Genomic DNA, 20455 nt, shown 5'->3' with positions numbered 1-20455 from the left:
CCGGGGCGCCGCGCTCGCCCTCGCCGCGGCCGGCAAGGGCTTCGCCGTCATCGCCGGCCGGGGGTGTCGCGCAGGCCGGCGAGGCGGCACACCGCGGCGAAACCGTCGTCGGTGCCGGGCCAGTGGGCGCGCACCGCCTCGAGGCCGGCCCGGCGCACGGTCGAGCGCAGCACGGCGACGACGATGATGGCGTCGTCGGCGTAGCCGAGCACCGGGATGAAGTCCGGTATCAGGTCGATCGGGACGGCGAGGTACACCAGCAGCAGCCCGAGCCGGGCGCGCACACCGCGCGGCAGGCCCGGGTCGGCGGCCAGGCGGCGCAGCAGCCGCAGCAGGTCGGGCAGCAGGCGCAGCGCTTCCCGCAGGCGCACCTTGTCGGGCTTGGCCACGAGCAGCACGACGACCAGCGCGAGCCAGACGACCACGAGGGCGATCGCCAGGCCGATCAGGGTCTGCAGCCACCACGGCATCGCGGCGCCCCCGTTCTCGCGCGCACCTGCGCCGGCAGCCCATGGACGAGTCGGGCCGTGGACACGCGACGAACGTAGCATTCGGGGGCAACGATCGTTACGGCGAGGCTATCGACGGTCACGGTGTGTTCCGGCCTGACATTCCGCCGGGCTGTGGCGTCGGACTCGGCATGACGACTCAACTGCCGGCGCCCTCGTTCGCCGACCCGGCGTCCGCGCAGCGCCTGGAGCGCGCGGCCACGGCCCTGACCGCCCACGGCTTCACCGTGGAGATCCTCGACGGCGCCGCGGCGGCGCGCGCCCGGGTCGGGGAGCTGATCCCGCCGGGGGCCAGCGTGTTCACCGGCTCCAGCGAGACCCTTCGCCGGTCCGGCATCGAGGAGGACATCAACGCCAGTGGCCGCTACGAGGCCATCCGGCCGCGAGTCCTGGCCATGGACCGGGCCACCCGGATGGACGAGATCCGCCGCCTGCTGGCCGGGCCGGACGTCGTCGTGGGCAGCGTGGCCGCGTGCACCGAGACGGGCTGCCTGGTGGCCGCCTCGGGCAGTGGCAGCCAGCTGCCGAGCTACGCCGGCGGCGCCGCCCGGGCCATCTGGGTCGTCGGGGCGCAGAAGGTGGTACCCGACCTGAGCACGGCGCTGCGCCGGGTCGAGGAGCACTGCCTGCCGCTGGAGAGCGCCCGCACCCAGGCGGCCCACGGCTGGCCGAGCGCCGTCAACCGCCTGCTGATCCTCAACGCGGAGCCCTATCCGGGTCGCGGCACGGTGCTGCTGCTGCGCGAGGCCATCGGATTCTGACGCATCGGGAGCAGGCCGACATATCATGGTGAACGGGACGAGGTCGCCGGGCATGCCGACGTTCACGTTCAGGGTCGGCCGACCGATCCACATTGCGGCGACGACGCCGGACGAACCCGGCGCGCCGCGGGCCGCTCCTTCGCCGGAGGAACGTCGCGAAACGCCTGCCTGCAAGGGATTGGCGCGTTCGGGCAGATGGCCGGGGAGGGGTTCGGCCGCGGCGGGGAACGGTTGCCGCGGTGCGACTCGGCCGGGAGTTCCCGGGCCTGACCTCGGTCGAGGGTACCTGCGGTGCGCGCGATCGGGGTGGGAGCGGGTATGGTTGCGCGCGGGGACCGGTTGTTCACTGCCGACGATGGGCAGGGGACCGGCCGCCGCAAACAGGAGGAAAGTGTGGCTAGCGGTACTGTCAAGTGGTTCAACTCCGAAAAGGGCTTCGGCTTCATCCAGCAGGACGACGGCGGTGCGGACGTGTTCGTCCACTACTCCGCCATCGCCAGCACTGGTTACCGTGAGCTGACGGAAGGCCAGAAGGTGGAGTACGAGGTGACCCAGGGCCAGAAGGGTCCCCAGGCGGAGAACGTCCGCGGTCTCTGACGCGATCCTCGCACGGAGCTTGGGCACCACCGGAGCGCCGCGCCGTCGCGCGGCGCTCCGGCCGTCTCAGGGTGCCAGCTGCTGCTCCAGCCGCTCCAGGCCGCTTTTGATCAGGCGCCCGTAGTCGTCGTCGCCGAGCGCGCCGATCGTGTCCCGCGCCTGCCGCAGATGCGCGCGGGCCCGGTCGAGATCGCCCAGCCGGCGGTAGCAGTCGGCCAGGTTGAGGTGCAGCGACGGATACAGGCCGGCCACGGACAGGGTCACGCCCGCCCGCGCCGCCCGGTCGTCGGTGAGCCGGTCGGCCGCCGCCAGGGCCCGCCGATCCCAGAGCAGCTCCTCGCGGACGTCGTCCTGCACGTCCGCCATCGAGTGCGCGAGCACGCTGACGTGCAGCGCATCGCCCTGCTCCCCGCCGATCTCGGCCCAGATCTCCGCGAACATCCGGCGGGCGGCGTCGCGCTGCCCCTGGCCGTGGTGCAGCGCCACGGCCTCGCCGATGCGCACGAGCACCGGGTCGGTGATCACGGGGCACCTCCGTCTGCGAGCCGGGGTATCGCGCCGGCCTCGTTCAGGGCCAGCACGAGGTCGTACGGCGCCTCGTGGGCCAGCACCTCGCACATCGGGGTGTAGCCGCCCCGGTTCACGGCGTTGACGTCGAGGCCCGCGGCGAGCAGGCGCGGGAGCAGCTCGGCGTGCTCGAACTGGTGCATGCGGTGCAGCAGGGTCCGGCCGTGCTCGTCGCGCAGGTGCGGGTCCAGGCCGGCGTCGAGCAGCGCGAGCACCACCCGGCTGCCGCCGTGCTCCATGCGCCGCCACAGGTCGCGCCGGTACTCCCGCAGCCGCCGCGGCAACCCCGCCCCACCGCCGAGCCAGGCGGACTCGGCCCGGAAGCAGTCACGCATCTCGCCGCCGAAGGCCCGCAGCGCGTGCTCCCGCCGCCGCTCGTCGTCGGTGTGATCGAGCAGCTCCAGCCGCCCGCCCCGCACGGCGATCCGGTGCCAGTCGGCCCCGCACCGCACCCGGACGTGCTCCTGCGCGGCGAACCCGTCGGGCACCACGGACGCGAGCGGGACGAGATCGTCGACGGGCGGGCGCAACAGCGGCGGATGCAGGCAGAACCCCGTCGGGTCCGGGCCCTGCCGGCCCCAGGTGACCCGCAGCCCGCCGTCGGCCAGCTCGAGCCGCAGGTGCCACTCCGGGATGGCGGAGTCGCGGCCGCCCAGGTCGCGCCGCAGCGGCCACGACCGGTGCCCAAACTGCCCGGCGACGCGCCGCAGCTCCCGCGCCGCGAGCCCCGGATCGACGCGCAGCAGCAGGTCCAGCCCGGACCGCGACCAGTAGGACTCCTCCACCCTGTCCAGCGCCCACCCGGCCGCGGCCCACGCCTCCAGCGTCCAGGCGCCGTCGTCCGCCGCAGCCGTGACGGCCCGCAGCTCCTCGGCCCGGCGGGCGTCCCACAGGTACGGCGGCAGCGGCACGACCCGCCCCTCGCCCAGCGCCCCGGCGCGCACCGCGTCCAGGGTGAGCCGCTGGGAGCCCGTCGTCCACGGCGAGGTCCGCAGCTCGAGCACCATCGTGTCGGCGGTGACCGGCCCGTCGGGCGCGAGGACGTACCGCGCCCCGCCAACCAGCGTCCCCGTCCCGGCCCGCGACCGCGGCAGGTGCCGGCGCACAAGGTCGGGCGCGAACCCGGCGAGCAGATCGGCGACCGGCCCGGCGTCCGCGAACCCGACCGTGACCCGCGCCGCCGCGCATGCGGCCCGCCAGTCGCCGCGCTCCCGTGCCGCCGTGCACTCGGCGATCATCCAGGCGGGCACGGTGTACTGCCGGACTCGGCGCGAGTCGCCCACGGCACCCCCATGCGGCTCAAGACGGCGAAGCCGACCGGATTCGAACCGGCGTCCTCCTGATGTGCTGTCACAGCGCGACGACCTCTGCGCTACGGCTCCGCCGGGCCGGATCTTACGGCAGACCGATTCCTTTCGCGGCCCGGCCGGTCAGTACCGGCATGGACGACATCTACTCGCTCAACGCCTTCTACCGCCGCAGCAACGCCCTCTCCCAGGCCGACCCGCCGCTGACCGTCGAGCAGCACCGGGTCGTCGACTCGCACTGGGGGGGACGTCACGGCCGAGCCCGGCGGCGTCGACTACCTCGAGCGCGAGATCGGCGGCGTGCCCGTGCTCTGGGCGGTGCCGAAGGACAGCGCCGACCGGGTGCTGCTGTGCCTGCACGGCGGCGGATACGTCGGTGGCTCCGTGCACACGCACCGCAAGCTCTACGCCCACCTGGCCAAGGCGGCCGGCGCCCGGGCCGTGCTGGCGTCCTACTCGCACACGCCGGAGCGTCAGTACCCGACCCAGCTCGACGAGGTCACCGCCGTCTACCGGGCGCTGCTGGCGCAGACGCGGCCGGAGCACCTCGCGGTCACCGGGGACTCGGCCGGCGGCGGGCTGACGGTCTCGCTCATGCTGCGGGCCCGGCCCGAGGGGCCGGCACGGGGTCGAGGCCGTGCTCGACGTGACGCCCGGCGAGCAGCACACGTTCCAGATGGGGGCCGGGCACGCCGCGGCGGCGTATGCGGCGATCGCTCGCGCGGCCGCGTGGCTGCGGGAGAAGCTGGCACGGTGACAGACCCGCTGCCCTCCGGCCTCGGGGCGCCCGCGGACGACCCGCACGCGCCGCCCGGCGGGGCCGACCTCGAGGTGCCGTGGCTGCGCCCGATCGCCGACACGCTCGTCACGCCCGGGTCGGCGGACCCGGCCGAGGTCGCCGCGACCCGGGACAGCCTGCGGCTCGCGCTCATCGCCGGGCTGCAGTACCTGCCGCCGCGGCAGCGGGCCGTGCTCATCCTGCGCGAGGTGCTCGGCTCGTCCGTCGCCGGGGTCAAGAGCCTGCTGCAGCGGGCCCGGGCCCGGCTCGAGGACGTCGCGCCCTCGCCGGACGGCGGCGACCTCGCCGAGCCGGGCGAGCCGGCGGCGCGGGCGCTGCTGGAGCAGTACATCGCCGCCTTCGAACGCAGCGACGTGACGATCCTGGAGCGGGCGCTGCGCACGGACGCGTCGCTGGAGCTCGTGCCGTCGCGGACCTGGTTCGCGGGCAAGGCGACCTGCGTGCCCTACCTGCGGCTGGTCATGGGCGCGGCGGGGGAGTGGCGGATGGCGCCGCTGTGGATGAACGGGCAGCCGGGGGTGCACGTGTGGTACCGAGGCGAGCCGTTCGGGGCCGCGGTGCTGACCGTGACCACGACCGGCATCCGGCGGATCATCGTGTTCGGCTTCCCGGAGCTGATCCCGTGACCGCGTGCTCCTCCAGCAGGGCCCGCATGCGCAGCGGCATCTCCTCGTTGAGCGAGATGACGGTGCTCGTGCGCACGATGCCGGGACGGCGAACAGCGCGTCCAGCCCGCGCCGCTGGTCGGCCGCCCGCAGATCGTCCTCGGCGAAGCCGTCGCCGTCGCCGATCGGCTCCGCGTAGCCCTCGGCGAACCGGCGGATGAACCGCCAGGCACCGTCGGCGTCGCGCACCCCGGCCGCGAGGTCCGCATGCAGGTCCAGCACGCCAATACCCTTGCGGAACGGCGTGCGCGCACCCGCCGTCCGTCGTGCGGAGTCATCCGGCGATGCGTTCGCGGGCCGCGATGGTCGCGGCCAGCAGCATCTCGTCCGCGCGCATCTCGGTGTCCTCGTCGCCGAGGTTGAATGCCGCGCGGCGCCGCAAGGCGATGAACCGGTCCAGCCGGTCGAGTACCGGCCGCGCATGTGACCCCATCGCGGCGAACACCTGGAGCACCTTGGGCCTGTGCAGGTCGTCGGACAGGGAGTTCGGCAGGACCGCCAGCAGCTCGTCGGCGACCGCGGGACCTTCGTGCAGCCACAGCGCGCCCGCCGACTCGACCTGCTCGAATCCGGGAACCGTGAACAGGCTCCGCAGCTGCCGGTGCTGCCGGACGGTGAGCCCGCCGTGCTCCGCGAGCCAGGTGAGCAGCTGCGACGCGAGGCGGTCACGGCGGAGTTCTTCCGGCCGTCCGGCGAGGTACCGCTCGGCCTCGGCCCGGTCCGGCGCGATCCTGAACAGGGCGGACATCGCGCCTCGGCTCCGGTACTGCCGTAGTTGCGGGACCGCGCCGACGGCGGCCGGGCCGATCTGTCCCAGGACGGAGAACGCCAGGTCCGGCGTGTCGTTCTCGGCCCCTTCCAGCCTGGCGATGAGCTCGGGCACGGCCGCGGCCGCAGCCGGCCCGAACGCGGCCAGCACCAGCATCGGCAGCTCGGGCGCGCACGAATCCGGAACCGCGGCCAACATCTGGCGAGCGGCGGCCACCGGCGCCTCCGGGTCGGCGCCCGCCCGAGCGACGGCCCGGAACGCCTCCACCAGCCGGGGCTCGTGACTGTCCGCGAGCATCAGCCGTACCAGCTGCGGCACCGCACGATGGTCGCCGACACAGCCCAGCGCGGTGGCGGCCGTCGCGCCGGCCTCGGGGTCGTCCATCACCGCCGCGAGGCCGTCGGCGCCGAGCCGGGACGCGGTGAGCGAGGACGCTATCGCGCGCAGGGCCTCCGACCGTACCTCGGAAGGCTCTTCCCCGAGGAGGCCGGTCAGCATCGACGTCAACCGGCCGGGCGCGGCGCGCCACGCACGCATCGCCGCGACCGCCATCCGCACGCCATCGAGCCTTCGCCGCTGACGTTCGGCCGGGTCCGCCAGCCGTTCCGCCCAGCCGCAGCAGTCCTGCTCCCGGTCCAGGCCGGTCAGCGCGCGGGCCCAGAGCTCACCCGCATCGGCGGAGGCATCCAGGTCGGCAAGGATCGCGGCGTCCAGTGCCGGCCAGGCGGACGGGTCGTGGCTGCTGTACGCGGCGATGCCCGCGAGCAGCCGGATGGTGGGCTCCGGGTCGGACCGCAGGCGATCGAGCATCGCCCGGTGGTCCGGGGCCGTGCGCCAGGATATCGCGTGCATGAGGGCGATCCGGACGACCGGATCGGACGAGGCGGTCAACGCCGCCACGGCTCGATCGGTGCCGCCGGCGCGGACCAGTAACGCCGCTGCGGTAAGGCGTACCAGTACGTCCTCGTCGCTCAGCGCCGACTCGGCGGCATCTGCCACCAGGGGCCACCCGCCCGGATGTAGCCAATACAGCTCGGCCAGCAACTCGAACACCGTCCGGCGTACCGGCACGCGACCGTCGTTCGCCAAGGCGAGCAGCCGGTGGGTCGTCGGCCCGTCCCGGTCGGCCTTCATCGTGTCGAAGACCCAGGACCGCGCGTGATCACCCGGGACCAGGAGTTCGCCCGAGACGATGCCCGCTTCCAGCCATCCCCAGTCGTCCAGCGATGCCGCTGGGACGAGGCGGCTCACGCTGCGAGGCGCTGGGCGCCCTTTCCGTACGTCATGCGCTCGATCCTGCCACAGGTCTGAGCGTTCGCGCCGCCTTCACGAGCCTGCGACCGATCAGCGCGTCCATCTGTTCCGCGCCGTCAGCAGATCCGCACCAGAAGGACGCGGTCGTCGCTGAGGCGCTCCACATGGTCGTGGAGGAGCTGCAACGACTCCAGGCCGGCTTGCCTCGTCCAGCCGGCGGTCGGGCATGCCGCTGGAGGGGATGCGCGATCTCGGCCGGGTGCCGCTGGCCGGGTTCCGATTGGGGGTAGCGAACCAGGACGGTTGGGGCGACCGCCACTGGGAGCAGATCTGTGTGTAGCGGAAGAGTTCCCGCGGGCGGGGGATGTCGGTGAACGCCGGCGGTGGGGATGTGTCGCCATACCTTCGCAGCCGATATATTGGTCGGCGTGGAAACCCCACTGCGCGAACCCACGTTCCTGATCCTCACCGCCCTTGCCGGCGAGCCGATGCACGGCTACGGACTGATCGCCGAGGTGGCCCAGCTCTCCGGGGGACGCATCTCGCTGCGGCCCGGCACGCTGTACGGCGCGCTGGACCGGCTCGTCGACGCGGGCCTGGTCGGCGTCGACCACGAGGAGATCGTCGACGGCCGGCTGCGCCGCTACTACCGGCTCACCGAGCCGGGCGGCGAGCTGCTGGCCGCCGAGACCGAACGCATGCGCCGCAACGTCAAGGCGGCAACCGCCCGGCTGCGCGCCGCCAAGGCCGCGCCCCGCCCGAGCCGAGGATTCGCATGAGCCTGCCGGAAAGCCAGCCGGACCGCCCGGAAGGGCACGACCAGGAACGCCCGGCGATGACCGATCTCGAGCGGCGCTATGCGCGCTGGACGGCGCTGTTCTATCCGGCCGACTATCGGCGGACGCGTGGCTCGGAGCTGATGGACACCTACCTGTCCCTGGCCGCGCCCGGCCGTAGGCGACCCTCGCCGGCGGACATCGCGGACCTCGCGGCCGGTGGGCTGCGCCAGCGCCTGCGGACCGCGCCCGGCCTCGGGCCCGGCTTCCGGCCTGCTCGCACTGACGATCACCACCGCGCTCGCGAGCTGGTGGGCGATGCTCCTGGCGCTCGCACCCACAGTGCCCCGGCATACGCCTACCGGCCCTGTCCTGTTCCTCGGGGTGGCGGCGTGGGTGGTCTGGTTGCTGACCGCCGTCGTGCACGCCGTCGCTCCCGGCCGGTGGTTTCGCCGCGTGGCGGTCCTCGCCGTGCTGGTCACCGCGGGTGTCGTGCCGGCCGCGATGCTGACCGGAATACCCCGCCCACCGTTGAGCGTCCTGGTGCCCCAGCTCGTCCTCGGGGTCGTCGCGCTCGGCGCCGCCGGCCCGCACCGCTGGTGGGTTCGGTTGACGCCGCTCGCCGCCGGGGCAGTGACCGTGCCGCTCGCCGTGGCCGCCGGGCCGCGCTACGGCGGTTACTACATCACCGCCGCGACCACATTGCCGGCCGCCGGGGTGGCGCTGCTGATCGGCGTGACGCTGCTCGCGCTCGGCCTGGCCGCCCGGCACGACTTCCGCGGGGTCTGGGCGCTGCTGATTCTGCTCACGCCGATCGGCATGCTCGCACTGAACCCGCTCGGTGCGATGTTCGACAACGCCGGCCCCGGGCGGCCCCTGATCCCGGAGTGGTCAGCCATGGCTGTCGCCGCGGTCCTGGTCGCCGCGGCGGGACCCGCACTGCTGACCCTGGCCCTCGCCGCAACGGGTCGACGCTCGGCAGGAGGCCGGTGGCTGCCCGCTTCGGGTGCTCATTGCCCGACCTGCGGCGCCCCGTCAAACTCCGCGTGATCCACCGTGGCGCCGATCGTCTCCGAGGGCTGCTGCAACACCCGGCCGATGTCGTCCGAGGCGACGCCCGCGACCACCTGGGCGTCGAATCCGGCCAGCGCCCGGGCCTTGGCCGACGCGGCGTTGCGGGTCACGGCCCGTACGCCGAATTCGCCGCCGGCCAGCAGCGCCCGCGCGACCGCGCCGCCCTGGGTGCCGGTCGCGCCGAGCACGGTGATCACCTTGTCGTGAGACATGTCGGATGCTCCTGTCGCGGGGTTCAGGCGGTGGGGGCGAGGATGACGGTCTTGCCGGGCAGCGCGCCCGTGGCGGCCTGGGTGTGCACGGCCGGCAGGTCGGCCAGCGGGACCCGCTGGGCGACGTCGATGCGCAGCTCGCCGGAGTCGACCAGCGCGACCAGGCGCGACAGCTGGGCGGCGTCGCTGCGGACGAACAGGTCGATGCCGCGCACACCGCGCTGCTCGTCGGTGGGCGCGGGCATCCACACCGTGGTGTTGACCAGCACGCCGCCCGCGCGGATCAGGTTGAGCAGGGCGGCCAGCCGCGCCGGCTCGATCGGGGCCAGGTTGAGGGCCACGTCGACCGCGGGTGTCACGGCCGGAGCCGCGGTGGTGGTGTAGTCGATGACCTCGTCGGCGCCGGCCGCCTTGACCCGGTCGACGGCGCTCGGGCCGGCGATGGCGATCACGTGGGCGCCGGCGTTCTTGGCCAGCTGCACGGCGTAGCCGCCGACCGCCCCGCCCGCGCCGTTGATCAGCACGCGCTGGCCCGCGGTCAGCTTCGCGTGGTCGAACAGCGCCTGCCACGCGGTGAGGCCCACGGTCGGCAGCGCCGCGGCGTCGGCCAGGGGAGCGCTCGTGGGGGCCGGCGCGAGAATCTCGGCCGGGGCCACGACGTACTCGGCGGCCGCGCCGTCGGCCGCCATCGGCAGGAATCCGACGACCCGGTCACCGACCTGGACGGCGTCGACGCCCTCGCCCAGCGCGGCAACCGTGCCGGACACGTCGATGCCGGGCGTGTGCGGCAGCGTCACCGGGATCGGCCCCTGCATGAAACCGCCGCGAATGTTCCCGTCGACCCCGTTGAACGACGTCGCGGCGACCCGGATCAGCACCTGGCCGGCGCCGGGCTCGGGCCGCTCGACGTCCTCGTACCGCAGGACGCCGGGGTCGCCGTACTCGTGGAAACGCACTGCCTTCATCACAAGCCCTCGCTTCTTCGGTACCTTATGCTTCGCATTCGAAGCACTTTTTGACCATAACACGCTTCAGATTCGAAGCAACGAGTTCAAGGTGTGAGCCGGCCGACAGCCGTCACAGGTCGTCCACGGCCGCGAAGATGAGGATCATCCGCTGCCCCTCGGGTCCACCGGAAGATCGTCAACCCGGGCGAACTGGGGGAGGTCGCCGAACAGCGCAGTCGCCGGACGGCGCGCTCCGCCTCAGCCGGTCCGGTTGCGGCCGGCCCGAGGCTTGGCGGACCGCGGCGGGGTCGCGCGCATGTGGTCGCGGACGCGGCCGAGCACGGTACTGAGCGCGGCGAGGTCGTTGCCCGTCATCGGCTCGAACAGCAGTTGGTGCACCCGCTCGACATGCCCCGGCAGCACACGGGCGATCAGATCCCGGCCGGCGTCGGTGACGGTCGCGATGACACTGCGCTCGTCGTCCGGCGAGGGCGCCCGGGTGATCAGGCCGCGCTTGTCCAGCAGCCCGGCCTGATAGGTGAGACCGCTGCGGCTGTACACGACACCGTCGGCCAGGTCCGTCATGCGCAGCTTGCCCTCGGGCGCGTCCACCAGGCGGGCCAGGATCTGGAACTGCACGTAGCTGAGATCACCGTCGGCGCGCAGGTGCTCGTCCACCGCGTACTGCAGCAGGCTGCTGACCTCCATCAGCGCGAAGTACGCACCGAGCTGCTCCGAGTTCAGGCCGGGCGCCGGGGTCGGGTCACTCACGCCGTGATCCTACTTGCTTTGAATTCAAACCGTGCCCGCCGCGCACCACCTTGAGGGCACCTGGGAACCCCCGTATGCTCCCGGGGCCTTCAAGACCAGAACGGGGACGAGTGGCATGTCAGAGCCGACGCTGGCCGAGCTTGATCCAGGCCGGGACGCCAGCGGGGTGGCCCAGAGCAACGAGCCGACGATCGAGACCGGCCGCCCCGAACCGGCTCGGGCGGCGCGCCCGTCCCGGATTCACGCGCTCGACCTGCTCAGGTTCGCGTGCGCGCTGATGGTCGTGGCGTTCCACCTCACCGCCGCGGCCGCCTTCTACGAGGGCGTGGACCCGAACCAGGCGTTCACCCGCCCGGTGTACCAGGCCACGCGGTACGGCTGGGTCGGCGTCATGATCTTCTTCATGATCAGCGGCTTCGTGATCTGCATGAGCTCGTGGGGCCGGACGGTGGAGCAGTTCTTCACGTCCCGCGTGGTGCGGCTCTACCCGGCGTACCTGTTCGCGGTGCCGCTGACCGCGATCGCGATCTGGTGCTTCCACCCGGCCGGCGCGACGCAGCCGCTCACGCTCATGCAGGTGCTCGGCAATCTGACCATGATGCACCAGTTCGTCGGCATCCAGTCCGTCGACGGGGTCTACTGGTCGCTGTTCATCGAGCTGAAGTTCTACATCATCTTCGCCCTTGTCGTGCGGGCCGGTCTCACGTACAGGCGCGTGCTCTGGTTCAGCATCGCCTGGCTCGTCCTGGCCGCCTTCGCCCACGGTGCCAACGACAGCTTCGTCGTGGCCGTCATCGAACCGCGATTCGCGCCCTACTTCGTCGTCGGCATCATGCTCTACCTGATGCACCGCTTCGGCCCGAACCTGGTGCTCTGGTGCGTGCTGGGCGTGGCGTTCATCTTCGGCGCACAGACGCTCGACGACCTGCGACGCGAGTCGCACGCCGACACCGGGTTCTCCACCCTGCTCATCGTCTACGCCGTCGGGACCCTCATCCTGGTCGGCGTCGCGCTGGGCTGGTTCGACTGGGTCCGCTGGCGCGGCTGCGCCGTCCTGGGCGCCTTGACATTCCCCCTCTACCTGCTGCACAACGAGATCGGCAGCTCGCTGATGCACCAGCTCAGCGAGCCCATCCCGCGCATGAAGCCGATGCTCGCCCTGGTTCTCGTCATCGTCTTCGCATTGGCCTACGGCACCCACCGCCTCGTCGAGCGCCCGGTCTCCCGCCTGCTGCGCGACGGCCTCAAGCGCGGCTTCGCCGCCATGCACGCCGCGACCGACGGTGCACGGCCCCGGCCCCGCACCGGCGAGCGCGGCTGACTCAGGCGACCACGGCCACCCCCGACTGGGACTCGCCGAACTCCCAGCCCGCCACCAGCCTGCGCCGGCCGTCGAGGGCCTCGGTGCCCGTCGGCCACTCGTCCGCGCCGAGGTAGCGGGCGCCCGCGGCCCGCGACGAGGACGGCTCCAGGCAGTGCAGGCGCAGGTGGTCGCGCAGCTGCGGCGGCTCGACCGCGGCCAGCGCCGTCTCCCACCCCTCCTCGACCCGGCGCGAGCCGCCCGAGCCGAACGAGACCAGCGCCGGCAGGCGGTGCGTGAACGTCGCCATGCGCATGGCGTCGTGCAGGGTGCCGTCCGTGGCCAGGCGCAGCAGTGCCGAGATGCGATAGTTCAGCCGCTTCGCCGACGGGTCTGTCAGGTCGAGGCCGTGGCGGGCGAGCAGCGCGCCCAGGTCGGCGCCGCGCACGAGCATGTCGGCATCGGCCGCGCGCACGTCGGCGAGGAACGCCGCCGGCAGCACGTCGTCGGCCCACTCGACCGCGAACAGCGAATCGGCCAGGTCGAACTCCCAGGCGAGGGCCTGATGGTCCTCGTCGAGGAAGCAGCCGTCGACGTCCGGTAACGCGACCGGGGCGGACGACGCGAGCGCGGCCGGGGTGAGCCAGGGGGCCGGGAGCAGGAACTCGTCGAGGGTGTCGCCGCCGTAGTACGCGTCGTAGGAGCCGGCAGGGAAGTCGGACCGCCCGAGCAGAGCGGCGAACGCAAACGTCAGGTCCACGCGATGCAGTCTGCACCAGGGGTACGACAAAAACGCTCACCGCGTCAGGCGGGGCGGCCGCCAGCGCCAGGTCTTGTTGGCGTCGGGGGCGATACTCCTGCTCCACAGCCCGGCGGGAGTCAGCCGGATCATCGCCGTGAGCGGGCCGTGGAAGCGGCGCGAGGTGTTGACCCGGCCGTCGACGGCGGCGCTGCGCGCGGTCGCCTGGCTGCGGGGCCGGCGCTCGGTGTCGTAGCGGCGCAGGGCGGCCTCGACGGTCGGCTCCTCCGCGAGCGCCGCGGCGAGCACGACGGCGTCCTCGATGCTCTGCCCGGCCCCCTGGCCGCGGTCGGGGCTCATCGCGTGCGCGGCGTCGCCGAGCAGGGCCACGCGGCCGTTGACGAAGGCCGGCAGCGGCGCCAGCTCGCGGATGTCGACGTGGATGACGGCGTCCGGTGGCGTCGCCGCGATGAGCGCCGGGATCGGGTCGTGCCACTCCCGCACCCGCCGGGCCACCTCGGCGTGCTCGTCCTCGAAGCGGATGCCCGGGGCGTCGGAGGTGGTCACGTACGCCCAGTACGCGCGCCCGCGCGAGAGCGGGTGGATCAGGAAGTACCCCCCATTGCCGAGCGTCACGCTGCCCGGCTGATCGGCCACGGGCGCCACGCCCAGCCACGCGGTGCGCCCGAGGAACCGGGGTGCGGGCGCGTCCGGCCACAACAGCCGCCTGGTCGCGCTGCCGATGCCGTCCGCCGCGACGACCAGGTCGGCCCGCAGCTGCCCGCCGGCGAACGTCACCGTCCCGTCCGCGCGCACGCCGGTGACCTCGGCGCCGGTGCGCACCCAGTCCGGCGGAACCGCGTCGAGCAGCACCCGGTGCAGGTCGGCCCGGTGGAACGCGAGCAGCGCGGGCGCGTCCCCGGCCCGGGCGCGCTGCAGGAAACGGCCGTCGGGGGTGCGCAGGTTGCCGGTCGCCCGGGACGGTACGCCGGCCTCGCGGGCCCGTTCGCCGACGCCGAGCTCGTCCAGGGCGGCCAGCGCGTTCGGCGCCTGGGACATCCCGGCCCCGATCTCGCCCAGCTCGCCCGCGCGCTCCAGCACCGTGGCGTGCCAGCCGATCCGGTGCAGCGCGACGGCGGCGGCGAGCCCGCCGATGCCGGCCCCGATGACCACCGCGTGTCCGGTACTCATGGCTTCTCCTCGAGGGGCGGGGCGTTGTCGAATACGTGGGCCATCCAGTCGAACGTGGCGCGGGCCTGCCGAATCCGGCCCGCGCGGTCGCCGTCGGGGCCGATGAGGTCGAGCCCCTGGCGCGTGATGTCGAGGAAGGCCGCGATCCCGGCGATCTGCCGGCGCACGACGGTCTGCCAGGCATCGTCGGCCATGCGGTAGTACATGGTCCGATCGCCGGGCCGGGTGCGCCAGCTGAGGAAGCCCATGCCGGTGAGCAGCCGCAGGTTCACGGTGAGGGAGGCGCGGCTGGCCCCGATGGCCTCGCTGATCTGCGCGGCCGACTGCTCCGGCGGGTCGCAGATCATGAGCCACCCGAGCACCCGCCCGGCGATCGGCGAGACCCCGTCGCGCGCGAGGTACATCGCGATCTGATCCACCCAGGCGAGCGCCCGCTCGTCGTCGTTCACGAATTTCAGTATAAGCTGAAACTCGTGTACCGCAATCCACGATAGGCTCGCGCCGTGCCGATTGCCCAGCGGCTGCTGGAACTGCTCCAGGCCGGCCGCTACGCCGAGATCCGCGACCTGTTCGCCCCGAATCTGCGCCCGATGGTGACCGAGGATTCGCTGCGCGCCGCCTGGGAGGCCGAGCTCGACCGCCACGGCCCGCTGACCGGCGCCGGCGAGCCCCTCACCGAGGCGGCCCTCGTCAAGCTGCCGGTCCTCTTCGCTCACGGTGCGGCGACGGTACTGCTCTCGGTCACCGAATCCGGCTGGCTCACCGGCCTGCAGATCGCCGCGGCGGAGGCCGCCCAGCCGACGCTGCCCTGGCAGCCGCCCGGCTACGCCGAGCCGGACGCGCTCGCCGAGCACGACGTGACCGTGGGCTCCGGCCCGCTGGCCGTGCCCGGCACCCTGACGCTGCCGGCCGTCCCGGGCCCGCACCCCGCGATCGTCATGCTCGCCGGCTCCGGCCCCAACGACCGCGACGAGACCATCGGGCGCAACAAGCCCTTCAAGGACCTCGCGTGGGGCCTGGCCGCGCGGGGCATCGCGACCCTGCGCTTCGACAAGGTCACCCACGCTCACGGCGCGAGCGTCAAGGCCCTCGCGGACTTCACCGTCGACGACGAGTACAAGCCGCATGCCCTGGCCGCCGTCGGGCTGCTCCGGCAGCATCCCGCGGTCGACGCCGGCCGGGTCTTCGTGCTCGGCCACAGCCTCGGCGGCACGATCGCCCCGCGGATCGCCGCGGCGGAGCCGGCCGTGGCCGGGCTCGTCCTGCTGGCCGGCGGGGCGCAGCCGCTGCACTGGTCCGCGGTCCGCCAGTTCCGCCACCTGGCGTCGCTGAACCCGGCGACGAGCGCGTCGTACGACCAGATCATCGAGGCCGTGACCCGCCAGGCGCACGCGGTGGACAGTCCGGACCTGTCGGCGGCCACGCCCACCGAGGACCTGCCGTTCGGCGTCCCCGCGGCGTACTGGCTCGACCTGCGCGCCTACGACCCGGCCACGGCCGCGGCCGGCGTCGACCGGCCGATCCTGATCCTGCAGGGCGCCCGCGACTATCAGGTCACCGTGGCCGACGACCTCGCCCGCTGGCAGGCCGCCCTGGCCGGGCGCCCCGACGTCACCGTGCGCGTCTACGACGCCGACAACCACTTCTTCTTCCCGGGCGAGGGCCCGTCGACCCCGGCCGAGTACGAGCCCGTCCAGCACCTCGACCCCGCCGTCGTGGCCGACATCGCCGCCTGGGTGCTCGACGGGCGGGGCGACACGAACTAAGTTCGTTACCGTGAGCCGCATGTCGGAGGACCCGAAGGGGCGCCGGGCCGCGCGGCAAGGCACGAGCGCCCCACCGGCCCCGCGCAAGGCGCCCATCACGCTGGACCGGATCGTCGACGCGGCGCTGCACGTCGTCGCGCACGACGGCTACGACGCGCTGACCGTGCGCAGCATCTCCGCGGTGCTCGGGACCGGGCCCGCCTCGCTGTACGCCCACGTCGTGAACAAGGCCGACATCGACGAGCTGATCATCGGCCGGCTCTGCTCCGAGATCGTCCTGCCCGAGCCCGACCCGGCGGCCTGGCGCGAGCAGATCGCCGGCGTGTGCGCGCAGATCCGCGACCAGTACCTGCGCTACCCCGGCATCTCCCGCGCCGCGCTCGCGATGGGCCCCACCAACCTCGAGACGCTCCGGGTCAACGAGGGCATGCTGGCCATCCTGCTCGCCGGCGGCGTCGAGCCCCGCGCGGCGGCCTGGGCCATCGACGCCCTGTCCCTCTACGTGAGCGCCTACGGCCTCGAGAGGTCCCAGCGCCGCGGGTCCGGCGGCGACGAGCTCGCGCACCGGCTCGTCGAGCTGCCCGCCGACGCCTTCCCGCGGATCCGGCACCACGCGGAGGAGTTCACCGCGGACACCGCCCACGAGCGCTTCGACTTCGCGCTCGCCCTGATGCTGGACAGCCTCGGCGGCTGAGGATCGCGCCGCACCGCCGGCGACCGAGCCGGTGACGTTGGCTCAAGCGGCCGCGACCCGCGGCGACGAGCGCGTCGGGCATCCGTGTTGTCCGATAAACGCACAAACGTGATCACCAGCCGTGCGAAGCTGATCATGGAGCCGCCCGAACACCGGTGACGCGGCCCGAATCACGTGATATCGGCGTCCCGCCGGACGCCGTGGGAGATCGAGGACCGACCATGCCGTTGACCACCAGCGCGCCGAACGGTCGCGCTACCGACGTCCCCCGCCGCCCGAACGTCATGAAGGGCGGCCAGAGCACTCGGGGCGGGCAGCGCCCCGCCGACAACGAGGCCAGCCGCCGCCAGGCGCGATCGGTGGCCAAGCAGCAGCAGGCGGCCGAGCGCATCGCCTCGGCCACCGCCGAGATCTCGGCCCAGAACGCCGAGGCGTCCGAGGCCTCGCGCCAGCTGAGCGACGCCATGCAGCAGATCTCCGCGGGCGCCGAGCAGGCCTCGGGCGCCACCCAGGAGAGCCTGGCCGTCATGACGCAGGTCGAGGAGCGCGTCGGCCAGCAGCAGACCGTCACCCGGCGCGTCGCCGACCTCAGCCAGGCGCTGCAGACCCTGCTGGTCGAGACCCGGGTGGGGATCAGCGGCCTGCTGAGCAACGTGGACCGTGCCTCGTCGCGGCAGACGGCCTCGGTGGCGACCATCTCCGAGCTGGAGAAGCAAGCCGACGAGATCGGCGAGATCGTCAAGACCGTCGCGCACATCGCCGACCAGACCAACCTGCTGGCCCTCAACGCGGCGATCGAGGCCGCCCGGGCCCGTCAGCACGGCAAGGGCTTCGCGGTCGTCGCCGACGAGGTCCGCACCCTCGCCGAGACCAGCGAGCGCAGCGCGCGGCAGATCCGCGACCTCATCGACGAGGTTCGCACGAGCGTGACCAGCATCGCCTCGGGTGTGCAGCAGTCCGCCGAGACGGCTCGCAGCGAGGTGGAGAAGGGCAACGAGATCACGCAGCAGCTCGAGACCATCCGCGACGGCATGGTCTCGATCATGACCGGGGCGACGGAGATGGCCGCCGCGGCCGTGCAGGCCCAGCGCGCCACGCTCGAGGCCAAGACCCGCTCGGAGGAGATCGCCGCCGCGGCCGAACAGCAGTCCGCGGCCTGCGAGGAGTCGCTGCAGACGGTGGGCCAGCAGAGCCAGGCGCTCCAGCAGAGCGAGCAGGCGGCCGAGGTGCTCGCCGAGGTCGCCGAGGGGCTGCGCACCAGCACCGACATCAGCAAGAGCGCCGAAGAGGTCGCCTCCGCCGCCGAGGAGCTCTCCGCCGCGGTCGAGGAGATCAACCGCGCCGCCGGGCAGATCAGCACCGCGATCAACGAGATCAACACGGGCGCCCGGACCGCCGCCGAGAAGGGTTCGCAGACCGCCGAGGCGATCACCCAGATCGAGGTGGGCGCCCAGCTGTCGGCGACGCGGGGCGCCGCCGCGGTGGAGAAGGCCGAGACCATGCTCACCCAGCTGGCCGACAACAAGGTGTCGGTCGACTCGATGATCGAGGCGATCGAGCAGGCGGCCCGGGGCGGAATGGAGAACGTGCGCAAGGTCGGCGAGCTCGAGCAGATCTCCCGGCGCATCGACAAGATCGTCGACGCGATCGCGAACGTCTCGATCCAGACCAACATGCTCGCGGTGAACGGCTCGGTCGAGTCGGCGCGGGCCGGCGAGTTCGGCAAGGGGTTCGCGGTCGTGTCAACCGACATCCGCAACCTGGCCCGCGACTCGGCCGAGAACGCCGACCGGATCAAGGATCTCGTGAAGGCGGTGCAGGACCGCATCGTGGAGGTACGAGCCGATCTGGACGAAACCAGCCGGCAGGCGCTGGCCGAGGTGGAGGCGGCCCGGGCCACCACCGCCCGGCTGGTGGAGATCGAGCGGGACATGAACGAGGTGCGGGCTGGCAACGCCGACGTGCGCGACTCGGCCGAGCAGATCTCCACGGCGCTCGGCCAGGTCAAGACCGGGCTCGACCAGATCTCCTCGGCCGCCAACCAGGCCGAGCAGCTGGCGACGCAGGCCTCCACCGCCGCCCGCGAGCAGGCCCAGGGCGCCGAAGAGCTCGCGGCCGCGGTGGAGGAGATCGCCGCGCTCGCCGACGAGCTGCAGAACGCCTGAGCCGGTGTGCCGTGGACGACACGACGCTCATGCGTGAACAGGATCCGGCCGACGCGGCCGTGGACGGCGACAGTGCGGACTTCGTCACCTTCGACATGTCCGGGGAGCGCTACGCGTTCCCGATGAGCCGGGTGCAGGAGATCATCCGGATGCCCGGGGTGGTCAAGGTGCCGCTCGGCCCGCCCAGCCTGGAGGGGCTGGCCAACCTGCGCGGCCGGGTGCTGCCGGTGGTCAGCCTGCGGCGCTGCTGCGACCTGGAGCAGACCGAGCACGACGAGACCACCCGCGTGGTCGTCGTCGACAGCGGCGTGCCGCTGGGCTTCGTCGTGGACCGCGTGGCCAGCGTGATCAGCGTCGACCCGGACGCGGTCGAGCCGGCCGAGTCGGTGCAGGCGACGGTCAGCTCCGAGGTGCTCGTCGGCGTCATCAAGGGCGACGACGGCACGATGACCTCGATCCTCGACGTGGACGAGCTCATCCGGGCCCAGTTCTCCCGGATCGTCACCGCGGGCGGCGGGGTCGACGCGATGGCCGCCGCCGGGCCGGCGGGCGGCGAGACCGTCGCCGAGGACGACGCCGACGACACCCTCGAGCTCGTCAGCTTCGCGGTCGAGGGGCAGGAGTACGCGCTGCCGATCGACCAGGTGCAGGAGATCGTGCAGGCGCCCGAGGCGGTCAGCCACGTGCCCAACGCGGCCTCCCGCGTGCTGGGCGTCATGGACCTGCGCGGGCGGCTGCTGCCGGTGGTCAGCATGCGCCGGGTCTTCGGCCTGCCCGTCGCCGACCTGCAGCCGCAGAACCGCATCGTCGTGGTGTCGCTGGACGGCGGCGTCGTCGGCGTCGTGATGGACACCGTGCGGCAGGTGCTGCGCGTGCCCTACGAGCTCGTCGCGCCGCTGCCCCCGGTCGTCGCCGCGCGCGGCCGGGCCACCGAGGTCGAGTCGGTCTGCCGGCTGGAGGGCGGCAAGCGGCTGGTGTCGGTGCTGAGCGTCGAGCGGATGTTCGACTCGCCGGAGATTCGCCGGGAGCTGCGCGAGCAGCTCGACGGCGAGCCGGCCGCGGAGGAGACCGAGGAGCGGGAGATGGCCGATGACGGACGCGGCGACGAGGAGCTGTTCGTCGTCTTCCGGCTCGACGAGGAGGAGTACGCCGTCGACGTCGACGCGGTGCAGGAGATCATCCGTGTACCGGAGACGCTGATCCGGGTACCGAAGACCTTCAGCTTCGTCGAAGGACTGGTGAACCTGCGCGGCACGGTGCTGCCGGTGGTGGACCTGCGCACCCGGCTCGGCGTGCCGAAGGCGCCCCGCGACGAGCGGCAGCGCATCATCGTGCTGATCCTCGGCGGCGTGCGCACCGGCTTCATCGTCGACTCGGTCGCCGAGGTGGCCCGCGTCAGCCGGGCCGCCCTGGAGCCCGCGCCCGAGCTCTCCGACGAGCAGGCCAAGGTCGTCTCGCGGGTGGCGAACCTGCACCAGCAGCAGCGGATGCTGCTGCTCGTCCAGGTCGACCAGCTGCTCGGGGCGCAGGACCGGGCGGCGCTCGGCGATGTCATCGCCGAGCGGGACCTGGCCGCCGTCTGAGGTCCGCAC

General features: G+C 73.2%; 20 protein-coding genes and 1 tRNA gene. 10 read left to right on the top strand and 11 right to left on the bottom strand.

What is annotated here, in order from left to right; genetic code table 11:
- Positions 1-47 precede the first annotated feature (47 nt).
- A complete protein-coding gene (locus AC6JBM_RS21945) occupies positions 48-470 on the bottom strand; it encodes a YkvA family protein (RefSeq protein WP_497985442.1) in 423 nt (140 codons plus the stop codon).
- 170 nt (positions 471-640) lie between these two features.
- On the opposite strand from AC6JBM_RS21945, the gene AC6JBM_RS21940 reads away from it, so the two are divergent.
- Together AC6JBM_RS21940 and AC6JBM_RS21935 are read left to right on the top strand one after the other, a co-directional pair.
- A complete protein-coding gene (locus AC6JBM_RS21940; protein WP_497985441.1) occupies positions 641-1270 on the top strand; it encodes an LUD domain-containing protein in 630 nt (209 codons plus the stop codon).
- A 393-nt stretch (positions 1271-1663) separates the two neighbouring features.
- Positions 1664-1867 (top strand): cold-shock protein, encoded by a 204-nt coding sequence (locus tag AC6JBM_RS21935; RefSeq protein WP_350621643.1) that lies wholly within the window; start codon positions 1664-1666, stop codon positions 1865-1867.
- A 66-nt stretch (positions 1868-1933) separates the two neighbouring features.
- Here the strand turns inward: AC6JBM_RS21935 and AC6JBM_RS21930 are convergent, their stop codons facing one another.
- The 3 genes from AC6JBM_RS21930 to AC6JBM_RS21920 all read right to left on the bottom strand — a co-directional run bounded on the left by AC6JBM_RS21930 (position 1934) and on the right by AC6JBM_RS21920 (position 3816).
- Positions 1934-2392 (bottom strand): hypothetical protein, encoded by a 459-nt coding sequence (locus AC6JBM_RS21930; RefSeq protein ID WP_497985440.1) that lies wholly within the window; start codon positions 2390-2392, stop codon positions 1934-1936.
- Positions 2389-3717 (bottom strand): ankyrin repeat domain-containing protein, encoded by a 1329-nt coding sequence (locus AC6JBM_RS21925; protein ID WP_497985439.1) that lies wholly within the window; start codon positions 3715-3717, stop codon positions 2389-2391. The genes AC6JBM_RS21930 and AC6JBM_RS21925 overlap by 4 nt, the downstream gene beginning before the upstream one ends.
- Before the next feature lie 25 nt (positions 3718-3742).
- Positions 3743-3816 (bottom strand) — tRNA-Cys (locus AC6JBM_RS21920).
- Between the two features lie 225 nt (positions 3817-4041).
- Between AC6JBM_RS21920 and AC6JBM_RS21915 the strand changes: the two genes are divergently transcribed.
- Positions 4042-5166, top strand: coding sequence for an alpha/beta hydrolase fold domain-containing protein (locus AC6JBM_RS21915; RefSeq protein WP_497985438.1), 1125 nt, complete (start codon positions 4042-4044; stop codon positions 5164-5166).
- Positions 5167-5479: 313 nt separating this feature from the next.
- On the opposite strand, the gene AC6JBM_RS21910 is transcribed toward AC6JBM_RS21915, so the two are convergent.
- Positions 5480-7225, bottom strand: a complete 1746-nt coding sequence (locus tag AC6JBM_RS21910; RefSeq protein WP_497985437.1) for a hypothetical protein — start codon at positions 7223-7225, stop codon at positions 5480-5482.
- A gap of 431 nt (positions 7226-7656) precedes the next feature.
- Between AC6JBM_RS21910 and AC6JBM_RS21905 the strand changes: the two genes are divergently transcribed.
- Positions 7657-8007: a PadR family transcriptional regulator gene (locus AC6JBM_RS21905; protein WP_497985436.1), complete on the top strand. Its 351-nt coding sequence runs from the start codon at positions 7657-7659 to the stop codon at positions 8005-8007.
- A gap of 393 nt (positions 8008-8400) precedes the next feature.
- The gene (locus tag AC6JBM_RS21900; protein WP_497985435.1) at positions 8401-9054 is read left to right on the top strand and encodes a hypothetical protein; all 654 of its coding nucleotides are present in this window, start codon (positions 8401-8403) and stop codon (positions 9052-9054) included.
- On the opposite strand, the gene AC6JBM_RS21895 is transcribed toward AC6JBM_RS21900, so the two are convergent.
- From AC6JBM_RS21895 to AC6JBM_RS21885, 3 genes are all read right to left on the bottom strand, one after another.
- Entirely contained in the window at positions 9015-9290 is a 276-nt protein-coding gene (locus AC6JBM_RS21895; protein WP_497985434.1) for an NmrA family NAD(P)-binding protein, read from the bottom strand. The two genes, AC6JBM_RS21900 and AC6JBM_RS21895, sit on opposite strands and share 40 nt — an antisense overlap.
- 23 nt (positions 9291-9313) lie before the next feature.
- Positions 9314-10255, bottom strand: a complete 942-nt coding sequence (locus tag AC6JBM_RS21890; RefSeq protein WP_497985433.1) for an NADP-dependent oxidoreductase — start codon at positions 10253-10255, stop codon at positions 9314-9316.
- Between the two features lie 240 nt (positions 10256-10495).
- Positions 10496-11008, bottom strand: a complete 513-nt coding sequence (locus AC6JBM_RS21885) for a MarR family winged helix-turn-helix transcriptional regulator (protein ID WP_497985432.1) — start codon at positions 11006-11008, stop codon at positions 10496-10498.
- A 115-nt stretch (positions 11009-11123) separates the two neighbouring features.
- On the opposite strand from AC6JBM_RS21885, the gene AC6JBM_RS21880 reads away from it, so the two are divergent.
- Positions 11124-12329, top strand: a complete 1206-nt coding sequence (locus AC6JBM_RS21880) for an acyltransferase family protein (RefSeq protein WP_497985431.1) — start codon at positions 11124-11126, stop codon at positions 12327-12329.
- 1 nt (position 12330) lies between these two features.
- Here the strand turns inward: AC6JBM_RS21880 and AC6JBM_RS21875 are convergent, their stop codons facing one another.
- The 3 genes from AC6JBM_RS21875 to AC6JBM_RS21865 are packed head-to-tail and all read right to left on the bottom strand — an operon-like array spanning position 12331 to position 14687.
- Positions 12331-13068: a hypothetical protein gene (locus AC6JBM_RS21875; RefSeq protein ID WP_497985430.1), complete on the bottom strand. Its 738-nt coding sequence runs from the start codon at positions 13066-13068 to the stop codon at positions 12331-12333.
- A gap of 36 nt (positions 13069-13104) precedes the next feature.
- A complete protein-coding gene (locus tag AC6JBM_RS21870) occupies positions 13105-14238 on the bottom strand; it encodes an FAD-dependent monooxygenase (protein WP_497985429.1) in 1134 nt (377 codons plus the stop codon).
- Complete coding sequence (locus tag AC6JBM_RS21865) at positions 14235-14687, bottom strand: GbsR/MarR family transcriptional regulator (protein ID WP_497985428.1); 453 nt, start codon at positions 14685-14687, stop codon at positions 14235-14237. Before AC6JBM_RS21865 ends, AC6JBM_RS21870 begins: the two co-directional genes overlap by 4 nt.
- 54 nt (positions 14688-14741) lie before the next feature.
- Between AC6JBM_RS21865 and AC6JBM_RS21860 the strand changes: the two genes are divergently transcribed.
- The 4 genes from AC6JBM_RS21860 to AC6JBM_RS21845 all read left to right on the top strand — a co-directional run bounded on the left by AC6JBM_RS21860 (position 14742) and on the right by AC6JBM_RS21845 (position 20446).
- Positions 14742-16004, top strand: a complete 1263-nt coding sequence (locus AC6JBM_RS21860) for an alpha/beta hydrolase (RefSeq protein ID WP_497985427.1) — start codon at positions 14742-14744, stop codon at positions 16002-16004.
- A gap of 19 nt (positions 16005-16023) precedes the next feature.
- The gene (locus AC6JBM_RS21855; protein WP_497985426.1) at positions 16024-16698 is read left to right on the top strand and encodes a TetR/AcrR family transcriptional regulator; all 675 of its coding nucleotides are present in this window, start codon (positions 16024-16026) and stop codon (positions 16696-16698) included.
- 221 nt (positions 16699-16919) lie between these two features.
- A complete protein-coding gene (locus tag AC6JBM_RS21850; protein ID WP_497985425.1) occupies positions 16920-18863 on the top strand; it encodes a methyl-accepting chemotaxis protein in 1944 nt (647 codons plus the stop codon).
- Positions 18864-18892: 29 nt separating this feature from the next.
- Complete coding sequence (locus AC6JBM_RS21845) at positions 18893-20446, top strand: chemotaxis protein CheW (protein WP_497985424.1); 1554 nt, start codon at positions 18893-18895, stop codon at positions 20444-20446.
- Positions 20447-20455 lie beyond the last annotated feature (9 nt).

The organism is Dactylosporangium thailandense (assembly GCF_059739745.1).
Note: the sequence above shows the minus strand (reverse complement) of the source record. Positions and strands in the feature narration are given on the sequence as shown.